The organism is Lachnospiraceae bacterium oral taxon 500 (assembly GCA_002999035.1).
Lineage (GTDB): Bacteria > Bacillota > Clostridia > Lachnospirales > Vallitaleaceae > W11650.
Map to the genome: position 1 here is coordinate 2,822,134 of CP027241.1, position 11,839 is coordinate 2,833,972.

Sequence of the window (11,839 nt, forward strand, 5' to 3'; positions counted from 1 at the left end):
AAAAAGACTCCGCTTGATAGGATATGTAAGCAAACTTACATATCCTATCAAGCGGAGCTATCTGCTGAGTTGAACGGTATGTCATAAAAACCGGCCGGTCAGGCTGTCCGGATTGTTCCGAATATCGGCCGGCGTTCCGGCCGCAACAATCCGGCCGCCGGCCTCACCCCCGCCGGGGCCGAGGTCAATCACATAATCGGCGCTTCTGATTACGTCCAAATCATGTTCAATCACAATCACCGTTGCCCCCAACCGGATAAGATTGGCAAATACCGCCAGCAATACTTTTACATCCTCTGGGTGCAAGCCAATCGTCGGCTCATCAAAGACAAATAACGAATCTTCCTGCCCTTTTCCCATCTCCGCAGCCAGCTTCAGCCGCTGCGCTTCTCCGCCGGAAAGCCCCGGCGTTTTTTCGCCCAGCGTAAGATAGCCAAGACCCAAATCATGTAAGACCTGAAGCTTTTGTCTCACCAATTTCAAATCCTCACAATCTTTAAGCACCTCATCTACGCTCATGCTCATCAAATCCGGCAGGCTGTAGCGCTTACCGCTCCCGAACTGCCGCCGAACTTTCCCGGCCAATTTCCCATAGCGAGAGCCTCGGCAATCCGGGCAAATCATTTCCACATCCGGCAGGAACTGGATATCAAGCGATATTTCCCCGGTACCGTCACAGGTCGGGCAGCGGAGCTGACCGGTATTATAGGAGAAATCTCCGGCTTTATACTTTTGGGCTTTCGCTTCCTCCGTTTTGGCGTATATCTTTCGAAGCTCATCATGAACCCCGGCATAGGTGGCAACGGTGGAACGAACGTTTATGCCGATGGGTGTAGCGTCAATCAGCTTAACCTGGTAAATCCCGGCCGGGTTAATCGTTTTAATATGAGGCGGCAGCTTCACACCGGCCGCTTTTGCTTCCAACGCCGGAATCAGACTTTCTAAAATCAAAGTGGTTTTGCCCGAACCCGATACACCCGTAACGACCGTCAACCTGCCTTTGGGAATATCCGCCTGCAAAGGTTTCACCGTATGGATACTTTCGGTCGATAGCTGAATTTTGCCAATGGAAAAGATATCCGTACCGGCAGTGCTGTTCCCTTCGCCCTGCCGGCCTGTCGCCCCTCTGTTGGAGGTGTTCTGCCGGTTTTTCTCAAACTCCCTTTCCCGGCTTAAGTATGGCCCGATGATAGACTGCGTATTCTCTTCTATTTCAGAAACCGAACCGGTCGCAATGACCGTACCGCCATCCGCTCCGGCTCCCTTGCCCATTTCCACAATATAATCGGCATGCGCTAGCACCTGCGTATCATGATCGACCAGCACAACCGAATTGCCGTCCGCCGTCAAATCGTCCATCACCTTGGTCAGCCCTTTTAAATTGTACGGATGCAGCCCGATTGACGGCTCATCCAGCACATACAGCACGCCGGTCGTTCGGTTTCGAACCGCCCTGGCCAGCTGCACTCTTTGCCGCTCACCGGTGGATAAAGTGGCAGCCGCCCGGTCTAAAGACAAATAACCCAAACCCAGCTCTATCAATCTATCTGCATTATCCATAAACGATTCGCAGATATTCTCGGCCATCAGCCGCATTTCCGCCGGCACAGTATTCGGCAAACCCTGCACCCACGGGATCAAATCATTTAAGGTCATCGCCGTGGCCTCATCCAGACCGATCCCGCGCAGCCTTGGCGCTCGGGAAGCCTCAGACAATCTGGTGCCATGACAATCCGGGCAGACCGCTTCGGTTAAAAACTTCTCAATTCGTTTCATCCCCGTATCGTCTTTTACTTTCGATAAGGCATTTTCAACCGTATATACCGCGCTGTAATAAGTAAAGTCCATCTCCGCAGCCTGACTGGTTTTAGGATTCACATATAAAATATGCTTTTTTTCCGCCGGCCCATGATAAACGATTTCCTTTTCGGCCGGTGTCAGGTCTTTAAACGGAATATTGGTGCGTACCCCCATTTCCCGGCAAACATCCTTCATCAGCGCCCACATTAAAGTTCCCCAGACCACGACCGCTCCCTCGTCAATCGTCAGTTCTTCATTCGGAACCAACTTGGACTCATCTACCTTTCTGACATAACCCGTACCGGCGCAGGCTGTGCAGCCGCCTCGGCTGTTGAACGCCAAGTCCTCGGCTCCCGGACCGTAAAACTTTTCCCCGCATTCCGGGCAGGTGATTTCCTGCATGGCGGCCACTGCAAAAGACGGTTTGACATAATGGCCATTGGGGCAGCGATGACTGGCCAGCCGGGAAAACATCAGGCGCAGACTATTGAGCAGTTCGGTCATCGTTCCGAAAGTGCTGCGAATTCCCGGAACTCCCGGCCTTTGATGGAGCGCCAATGCGGCCGGCACATACCGGACTTCCTCCACATCAGCTCGCTCCGCATGCGTCATCCGCCTTCGGGTGTAAGTGGACAGCGACTCCAAATATCTTCTTGAACCCTCCGCATATAAAACCCCTAAAGCCAGCGAGGATTTGCCTGAGCCTGATACCCCGGCGATACCGACAATCTGATTAAGCGGGATATCAATATCTATGTTTTTTAAATTATGAACCTTCGCACCGCGAACTTCCATGTTTGCCGGCGGCATTTTTTTATTTACTCCCATTTGATATCCTTTCTATCGCCCCTGACCCTGCCAGCCAAGGACCCGGCTTTTCATGCCTTTGATATCCAGCACACCATAGGCAAAGCCCTTTTTAATCAATTCCTCCGGCACATACTCATCATACTTTTCAAAAACCGGAACCTCGCCCGGATAAATCAGCTCCAACGGTTCAAAGTCCTTGGCCGCTTCCTCAGCCGTAATTTGATAAAATTCCGCCTCACTGACCTGCATGGTGAACTGTAAATAATAGGGCCTGGCCGGATTCATGCCCTTAAGTCCCAGTCTTTGGCCGCAACGCAGCTTTAAAAACCTTTCCAACGCCAAAAAAGCATAACTGCCCAGCCACGGAAAGAGAGCCCACATTTTTCCGCCCAGCGAAATCAGCGGCCGTCTTTCCATCTCCGATTTGGCAAATGTATTTCTGGCGTCTGCCAGCCGGTAAAGCGCGTGATTTAATAAATACGGGTACTGCTTTTCTTCCCGCAGAACTTGATGCATTCGCTCCAAAATCCGGGTGTGAATGTCACCGGCCACATCACCGAAATACGCCGGAATATTACCCTTTACCAGCGAACAGTACAACTCCCGGCGCTTATGGTCAACTTCCTCTACCACCCAAACCCGACCGGCAATAGCAATCTTATCACCTACCGGCGGAGGCATGACAATCGTTCCCAGTTCCTGCGAGCCAGCATGCACGGTATATTCTATATTTTCCTGAAACACCGCATAAAACTTATAATTATTGACAATTCTCTCGCCGCTTAGGCCGACAATCAGCCCGCCGTTTTCTGTCCGGCTGATATGGTCGATTTCCAGCAAATGCCGGAGCAGAACCCGGAAATCATCGGCCGTTATCCGGTTAAATACCGCCAGCGGTAAAATCCTGGAGGCCAGTTCACCCGGCGACATCTCACCGCCGGAAGCCAGAGTGCTCATCGTCTGATGATACAACAAAGAAAAGGGCAGCCGATCCGTCCGCGGCGGCTCAACAAAACGTTCCTCAATATAGAGCTGGATAATGGCAATTCCCTGAATCAGATACCACGGAATCATAGCCGGAAACATCGCCCGGGGCTCGGGATGGTCTTCCCGCATCACAAACCACATCTCAGACGGACTGCCGCGCCTGCCGGTTCTGCCCATTCTCTGCAAAAATCCGGAAACCGTAAACGGAGCATCAATTTGAAACGCCCGCTCCAGCCGGCCGACATCAATCCCCAGCTCCAGCGTAGCCGTTGCGCATACGCTCAGCACCGAGTCATCATCTTTCATTTCCTCTTCGGCGCTCTCCCGGTAAGATGCAGACAGATTGCCGTGATGGATCAAAAACCGGTCCGGCTCTCCATTGGCTTCGCAATACTGCCGCAAACGCTGGCAAACCGATTCGCATTCTTCCCGGGAATTGGTAAAGACTAAACATTTCCGGCCTTTGGTATGCTCAAAGATATATCCGATACCGGGGTCGGCTGCCTGCGGCGCTTGAGCAGAGGCCGCCTCTAACGGCGGTGCGTCTTCTCTCACGGCTTTGCCTTCGCCGGCTTGGGGCGGAGTATTAAAGAAATGCTCCATTGATAAGCGCCAAACCTCTTTCCCACCATCAAATCTGGGAATAACCGTTCCCCGGCTGCTGCCCGCCGCCAAAAACTTTCCGGCTTCCGCCGGATCGCCGATGGTGGCGGACAGACCGATTCTTCTGGGATTACAGGCCGCCAGCCGGCACAGCCTTTCAATCAGGCTAAAAGTTTGTCCGCCCCGGTCGCCCCGAAGCAGGGAATGAATCTCATCTATGATAATAAAGCGCAAATCTCCGAACAGCGAAGGAATCTCCATATACTTATTAATCATCAGGGATTCCAGCGACTCCGGCGTAATCTGCAAAATTCCGGCCGGTTTTTTCAGGAGCCGCCTTTTTTGCGATTGCGGCACATCGCCATGCCATCTTGTTACCGGGATGCCTTCTTCGGCGCACAGCTCATTTAACCGGCCAAATTGGTCATTGATTAAGGCTTTAAGCGGCGCAATATATAAAACTCCGACCGAAGCCGACGGATTTTCCGCCAATAGGCTTAAAACCGGAAAAAATGCCGCCTCAGTTTTGCCGGAAGCCGTCGAAGCCGTTAAAAGGACATTGTCATCCGTATGAAAAATGGCGTCACCGGCGGCATTCTGGACAGCCCGCAGCGCCTGCCAGCCGGAACGATAAATATAATCCTGAATAAAAGCAGCATACCTTTTAAAAACGTCCATTCCCTCTCCTTTAAGCTATTTTAATTTATATCCATAGTTTTAAGACATAACCCTAACAACCGACAGTTGTCCTCTCCTTTAAGCTATATTCGTTTACACCCTCAGTTTTAAGCTATCGGTTTAAATGGTAAACTCGGCATAGCTCCCCTCCGCCCGGTCCGATACGGCATCCGACTTAGCAAAAGTAAATTCATCCGAGGCCAATAACTCGCTAACTGACAGCCCCGGGTGCTGGTACAGCAAATCTAAAAGCTCAATAAAATCCCGGATCACTTCACGCGGTGTTATATTGATGTCCGCCCCGACCCTCTCAAACTCCAGTTTAACAAAAGCCGCCAACTCTTCGGTTGAAAGCGCTTGCGGATATTCATACAAATCCGCGTGAATGACCGCCAGCTTTTCACATAAAATCAACATTTCTTCCGCAGTCAGAGCTTCCAGCCGAATCACCGGCGCCAGTAAATCTCTGGCACCGGGCTGGGAAAAGCGCCCCTCAGCCAAGCGTGAACGCAATGCCTCGTAGCTGTAAAGCCCGCGCCGTTTATCTTCTATTGTCTGCGGTGTCGCCCCCATAATAATTCCGATATATTGGGCTTTTCCCTGCAAAGCATCATTATACATGGTCAGTATTTTTTCGTAATTATACTGCCGGGTAATGGAATTGGAAATTTTAAAAATATTAACCAACTCGTCAATCATGATAATCATGCCGGCATAGCCGGCCCGTCTGAAAAATACGGCAAACAGCTTTAAGTAATCATACCAGTCGTCATCACTGATGATGATATTAACTCCCAGCTCCTCTCTCGCCTCCCGCTTCAGGTGATATTCGCCGCGAAACCAGCGAATCACCCTCGCTTTCATTTCATCATCGCCATTAATATAGGCATGATAATACGTCGACAGAAGCCTGGCGAACTCAAAGCCATGTACCAGTTCGCTTAAAGAGGCGGTTACCTCATAAATTTTTTTATCAACCAAAGTCGTTAAGCCAGGATCGCCGGGAGTTAAACCGCTTTCCGCCGCCGCTCCTGTTTGCACGCCGCTGATCCAACGATCCAATATCAATGTCAGCGCTCCGCCTTCCGGTTTGGTTTTGGTGGAAAGGTTCCCCATCAACTCCCGGTAAGTGGCCAGTCCCTGGCCCTGCGTCCCCTGAAGCCGCCGTTCCGGCGAGAGGTCGGCATCGGCGACAATAAAGCCCCGATCCATGACATGATTGCGAATCGTTTGCAGCAGAAAACTTTTGCCCGAACCATACCGGCCAACCAGAAAGCGAAAGGCCGCCCCGCCCTCGGAAATAATATCAACATCCCGCAACAGCGCCTGAATTTCATTTTTCCGACCGACCGTAATATAGGGCAGCCCGATTCGAGGTACTACCCCGCCTTTTAAAGAATTGATAACGGTCTGAGCAATTCGCCTCGGCACTTTTTTGTTTATTTCACTCATAATTTTCCCCTTCCATTAGCCTGCGGACATCTTCCCGGTATTCGGAAACAAGTGTGATAGTTCCCGCCTCACACGCGGCCACCGTGTCGCCGACTTCCTCAAAAAAGGCTTCATTTAACCGGTCGGCAACCACCTCCGGCAGACTATGCCGCTCAGCCAGGAGCGCCTTGACCGGTTTATCTGCCAAAAGCAGGTTAAGCACCTGAAACTCGGTTTCATTCAAATTAAGCCTATCTGCCTTGGCCGCATTATCACTGTCCGCATTGCCGCTATCCGCGCTATCCGCGCTTTCCCCGCCTGCGGCCATTTCTCCCTTTAGAGCCTGCTTTTCCCCGAAATCAACCGTTTCTTGCTCTAAAGCCTGCCTTATCTCTTTGCCTGCAGACTCTTTGCCTTCGGTTTCTACCGCCAGCACTCGCTTTTCTTCCTCAGACAAAAGACTGTCCATGGTTTCCCGCGCATCCTGCCGGATTTGATCCAAATCAGCAAAGCGAATCAAGACCTTTGGTTTGGCCGCTTCGGCCTTATTTCTTTGATCTGCCTCAATTACCGCATTGATATAAGGCACCGCCCAGGCTTCCTCGCTTCTTTCCCGCAGAAAATAACCGGTCTTTAAATACTCCCGTAATTTTCTGTCCGCTGCCCGAATCAGTCCGGCAAACTTGGATTTATTAAAATGCAGCTGATGATATGCCTTTTCGTTCCACTCTCCGTCTTGAAAACTGTATTCCCGGCATGCGTTCAATGCGTAAACGATAGGTTCAGGGCTTTTCGTATCTAAAAAAACAGCATTAGCCAGCGGATACCAGCGGTAAGCGCGTAAGTCTCCAAAACATTCTTTAAATAAATTCCTCCCCCGCTCCTGATGCCGGGCTGATGCCACCCGCCAGACCTCGGCAAATAAAGAAGCACCTTCGCTTTCATGCTTTTTTATGACAACAGAGGCCGATAATTTATGACCGGACAAGATATCTAAGGCTTTAAAAGTTTCCTGCTCATTATGCGCCGCCGGAGCGCGCAGCACCGCCAAGGCTTCATCCTGCTCCAGCATTTCGGGATCGGCGCATTCTCTGGCTGTCTCCGGATGAATCCCGTTTAGTACTGCCAGTTCAAGCATCCAGCGCCGCAGGTTTTGGCGAATGCCCGAATCGCCGATACCCGAATCAATATAATTCGTTTCAAACTCTTTCATCCGGTGCAGACTGTCCTCGACCGAAGCCGTTCCGATTCCGTTGAGCAGCTCATATAAATAAATATAGGCCAGCGAAGTCGCAATCCGCTGATAATTTCCTTTCCGGATTTCCGCCCGCCAGGCAAAATATCCCCGCAACTGACCAAGGCTCAAATCTTGATACGTCGGAAAATAATGCCGAAATTCACCCTCCCAGCCGGCGTTATCTTCATAATCCTCCATAAACTTGCCCTGCCGGTAAAAGTTCTCAGCCTTTTGCCGAAGCGAACCGTCTCCCCGCCGATAAAGTCTGCGCATATCCCGTATTTTGGCCGGTATATCCGGCTCTTGGCCGTCCGCACCGACCTCAAAACGAAGCGGTGTATCCTGATACTTTGACTCCGGTATATTAAAATTATTATCTAAGGTAATGGTCACGCCGGTTTGATGATTCCGCTCAACCGCCTGATCAAACAGCCGGTAAACAACTTCCTGCTCGGTCGCTTCATGAAACTGAATGCCGATCCAATCCCGACCGCGCATCCGGTAAGGCGCTGACAAATAGGACGCCGAAACTTTTAAAATATTTTCCTGCCCGCATTTCATATCGCAAAACTCCGTCATCCTGCCCGTCTCCCGGCTCCACTTTCGGATTAACAGCGCTACCCATTGGTTGGTTCCGCGATCAGCCAAGACCGAAAAGCCGGAAAACTCCTTCCATTTTTTCTGCTCCAGAATATTAAATTTTTCCGCCGCATAGGTGATCAGTTCCGATAAGCGCATAATTTCTCCGTTCTATTTTTAAACCGCCTTTTTCGTTTTTCCTTATTGCTTTAATTATATTCGAAAATCGGCGTCAAGCCAATAGGATAATCGCTAAAACTGCCATAAAATTTGACTGCTTAATATCCACCAATGCAAAAGCTCCGGCAAAAGCCGGAGCCTTAACGAGTTTTTTAGCTTAATTCCTCAACTTTCCCATATTCTGCAAAACTAGAACAGTCTTTTTTAGGCAGATTGCCCGCCCGGGCAGAAAGCGGAGCTTTCGATCAGGTAGGTCGCCCACCCGGGCAGAAACGCATAGTGTTTCGACCAGGGGCAGGTTGCTTCCAGAAAGGCTACGCCTTTCGACGACGGGCGGGAACGATAGGCAAATTGCCAAAAGTGGAGTCCATGTAGGTTGTGCACCCGCACAGAAACGCGAAGCGTTTCGACAGGGCACCCGCTCTCTCAGCGGAATAGAGCCAATTTAGCACTCAAATCCAAAATAGCGTTTGACGTTCCCATAGCAAATGCCCTCAATGATTTTGCGCAGCGCCTGCTGATCGGCCGGATATTCGCCATTTTCCACCCAGCCGCCAATCAAATCACATAAAATCCGGCGGAAATATTCATGCCGGGCATAGGACAAAAAGCTGCGCGAGTCGGTCAGCATACCGACAAAGTTTCCCAAAAGGCCAAGATTAGCCAATTCCGTCATTTGCTCCCGCATACCGGTCTGATGGTCGTTAAACCACCAGGCACTGCCATGCTGAAGTTTACCGACGGCATCGCTGCTTTGAAAACAGCCCATGACCGAACCAATCACCGCATTATCAATGGGATTGAGCGAATATAGGATTGTTTTTGGCAGCTGATCTGTAATCGTCAGCGCATTTAAAAACTGCCCCAATTCCTTAGCCGGGGCGTAATTATTTATGGCATCAATTCCGGCATCCGGCCCCAAAGCCTGAAAAATCTTAGTATTCAGGTCGCGAATCGCGCCAAAATGCAGCTGCATGACCCAGCCTCGATCGGCATATTCCCGGCCCAGCGCAACCAGCAGCGCCGTTTTATACCGGGCCTGTTCTTCACCGGTCAGCGTCTCGCCCCGGCGCCGGCGCGCGAAAATGTCCTCAATCTCTGCTTCTGTCGCCGGTGCATACATCACATATTCTAAGCCGTGATCGGATACCACACAGCCGTTTTCAGCAAAAAAGTCCATCCGCCGGTGCAAAGCCTGCTTCAAGTCAGCAAAGCTGTCGATTTTGACACCGCTGACTGCTTCCAGCTGGGCCAAATAGGGGAGATAGCCCTCTTTTTCCAAATGAACCGCTTTATCCGGCCGCCATGCCGGCAAAACCTTAACTGCAAAGCCGTCCTCTTTCAGCAAACGATGCCACTCTAAGGAATCAACCGGGTCATCGGTCGTGCAAAGCAGCTTAACCTTACTGTCTTTAATCAGGCTGCGCGCCGACATTGAGCCATTTTCCAGCTTTTGACAGCAAAACTGCCAAACCTCCTCGGCGGTTCTCCCGTTTAAATGCCCCTCATAACCAAAATACCTTTGCAGTTCCAGATGACTCCAATGATAGAGCGGATTACCGATGGCCATTTCCAAGGTTTCTGCCCATTTTTGAAACTTTTCCCGGTCGGACGCCGCCCCGGTAATATAGTATTCCTCCACGCCGTTTGACCGCATCTGCCGCCATTTGTAATGATCGCCGGCCAGCCACATCTGCGTGATATTGGTAAACTTAATATCCTCATAAATCTCCTGCGGACTTAAATGGCAGTGATAATCAATAATCGGCTGATGCACCGCATAATCATGATACAAATGTTTGGCCATATTTGTGGATAATAAAAAATCCCGATCCATAAATTGCTTCATCTTTTTCCCCTTTCTGCGTGTTGCCACTCTTTCCCATATTTTTGCAAACTGCGGCGAACGGCTCCCGGGCCGGTCAGCATTTCCTGCAAATAACGGCAAACCGTTTCCGCCATTCCGACTGCAGCCAAGTTAACGCCAAAAACTTTCTCGTCCTCCAGCAGCGGTCGCAGGGCCGGTAACAGCTCTGTTTCCGCCGTCAAATCCTTAACATAAGGACAAACCTTGTCCAGCAGCGGATCCGGACTTAATTCAAAAGACTTGCCCTGATCGTCAACGCCTTGCAGGTAGCGGAGCCAACCGGCAAATACGAGCGGAATCGCCTGCAAATCCGCCAGCGGTAAGCCCTGTTTTTGATAATTTTTAATTGTTTCCCCAAACCGAATGGCCAGCTTTTGCGAGGTATCGGTCGCAATCCGCTGCGGCGTATCCGGCATAAAGGGATTCGGCACCCGTACCTTCAGCACTGTATCAATAAACTCTTTCGGGTCAAGAATTCCGGGATGCACCACCACCGGTAAGCCTTCCCGGTAACCAATCCGCTCGACCAGCCTGACCAAATCCTCATCCTTCATTTCATCCGAAATCTTTTGATAGCCCAGCAGGCAGCCAAATACCGCCAGTGCTGTATGCAGCGGATTTAAACAGGTGCAGACCTTCATACGCTCAACTTTATCCACCGTCGCCGCATCGGTAAAGAAAAAGCCTGCCTTTTCCAGCGGCGGCCGCCCAGCCGGAAAAGTATCTTCAATCACCAGATATTCACATTCTTCGGCATTGACAAACGGTGCGACATAGGTTTTTTTACCGGTCGTCACCGGTGCCAGCTCCAAAATCCCGTCCGCTTTCAGTATTTCCTCAACCGAGGCATCCGGCCGGGGGGTAATTTTATCAATCATTGTCCATGGGAACGAAACCTTCTTTTTATCCTCTACATATTGTAAAAAGCCGGGCTTAGCCAGTCCTGCCTGCTCCCAGGCCTGGGCAAAAGCATGAATCGCCGCATACAGCTTATCACCGTTATGCGAGCAGTTATCCATACTGACCATGGCCAGCGGATGCGCTCCCCGGCAAAAACGATGGTGCAAAAGCCCCGCCACTTTGCCCATATAACTCTGCGGCTGATCCGGGCCGGCCGCCATATCGGCCGCCACTTCCGGAAAACGCTCTCCCCGGCTGTTTTCTAAACTATAACCCTTTTCGGTAATCGTAAAAGTGGTCATCTGGAGCGAAGGTGCGGCAAAAATTGTTTTCAACCGCGCAAACTCCGCCGGCCGGCCGCTGTCTAAAATACAGGACTCCGTAATACTGCCAATCACCGTTTTTTCAATGCTGCCGTCGGCTTTTAGCGTTACCAGAATCGAATAGTCATCATGCGGCCGGTTCATTTTCTCAACAATCTCATAATCATAGCCCTCGGCCACAACAATCCCGGTCTTTAAATCCCCGCTGTTTAACAGCTTTTGGGCGGCATTTGCCAAAAAAGCCCGAAAAATATTGCCCGCGCCGAAGTGCAGCCAAACCGGAGCCTCCGCCGTCGCCGCTTTGACCTGCTCCCGGTCAAACTCCGGCAAAGCGTAGCCCTTTTCTATCCACTGCTGTTTCTCTTTTAATCCCGCTTCATTTAAAATCATACGCTTCTCCTTCGTCCTTTCACTCTGTTTCTTTTGCCGCACTGCCCTTGGCCC

Annotated in this window: 6 protein-coding genes; all 6 read right to left on the bottom strand. The window is 50.9% G+C overall.

Annotated elements, in window-relative coordinates:
• Positions 1–81: 81 nt before the first annotated feature.
• The 6 genes from C3V36_12900 to C3V36_12925 all read right to left on the bottom strand — a co-directional run bounded on the left by C3V36_12900 (position 82) and on the right by C3V36_12925 (position 11,785).
• Positions 82–2,628, bottom strand: a complete 2,547-nt coding sequence (locus tag C3V36_12900) for an excinuclease ABC subunit A (protein AVM70062.1) — start codon at positions 2,626–2,628, stop codon at positions 82–84.
• Positions 2,629–2,640: 12 nt separating this feature from the next.
• The gene (locus C3V36_12905) at positions 2,641–4,878 is read right to left on the bottom strand and encodes an ATP-dependent helicase (protein AVM70063.1); all 2,238 of its coding nucleotides are present in this window, start codon (positions 4,876–4,878) and stop codon (positions 2,641–2,643) included.
• Between the two features lie 120 nt (positions 4,879–4,998).
• A complete protein-coding gene (locus tag C3V36_12910) occupies positions 4,999–6,330 on the bottom strand; it encodes a biotin carboxylase (protein ID AVM70064.1) in 1,332 nt (443 codons plus the stop codon).
• On the bottom strand, positions 6,323–8,284 hold the full coding sequence (locus C3V36_12915; protein ID AVM70065.1) for a hypothetical protein: 1,962 nt from the start codon (positions 8,282–8,284) through the stop codon (positions 6,323–6,325). Before C3V36_12915 ends, C3V36_12910 begins: the two co-directional genes overlap by 8 nt.
• Positions 8,285–8,750: 466 nt before the next feature.
• On the bottom strand, positions 8,751–10,154 hold the full coding sequence (locus C3V36_12920; protein AVM70066.1) for a glucuronate isomerase: 1,404 nt from the start codon (positions 10,152–10,154) through the stop codon (positions 8,751–8,753).
• Entirely contained in the window at positions 10,151–11,785 is a 1,635-nt protein-coding gene (locus tag C3V36_12925) for a mannitol dehydrogenase family protein (protein AVM70067.1), read from the bottom strand. The genes C3V36_12920 and C3V36_12925 overlap by 4 nt, the downstream gene beginning before the upstream one ends.
• Between the last annotated feature and the right edge of the window lie 54 nt (positions 11,786–11,839).

Bases quoted from the DNA above. Each gene is read 5' to 3' on its own strand.
- C3V36_12900 (AVM70062.1), bottom strand. From the start codon at position 2,628: ATGGGAGTAAATAAAAAAATGCCGCCGGCAAACATGGAAGTTCGCGGT.
- C3V36_12920 (AVM70066.1), bottom strand. From the start codon at position 10,154: ATGAAGCAATTTATGGATCGGGATTTTTTATTATCCACAAATATGGCC.
- C3V36_12910 (AVM70064.1), bottom strand. From the start codon at position 6,330: ATGAGTGAAATAAACAAAAAAGTGCCGAGGCGAATTGCTCAGACCGTT.
- C3V36_12925 (AVM70067.1), bottom strand. From the start codon at position 11,785: ATGATTTTAAATGAAGCGGGATTAAAAGAGAAACAGCAGTGGATAGAA.
- C3V36_12905 (AVM70063.1), bottom strand. From the start codon at position 4,878: ATGGACGTTTTTAAAAGGTATGCTGCTTTTATTCAGGATTATATTTAT.
- C3V36_12915 (AVM70065.1), bottom strand. From the start codon at position 8,284: ATGCGCTTATCGGAACTGATCACCTATGCGGCGGAAAAATTTAATATT.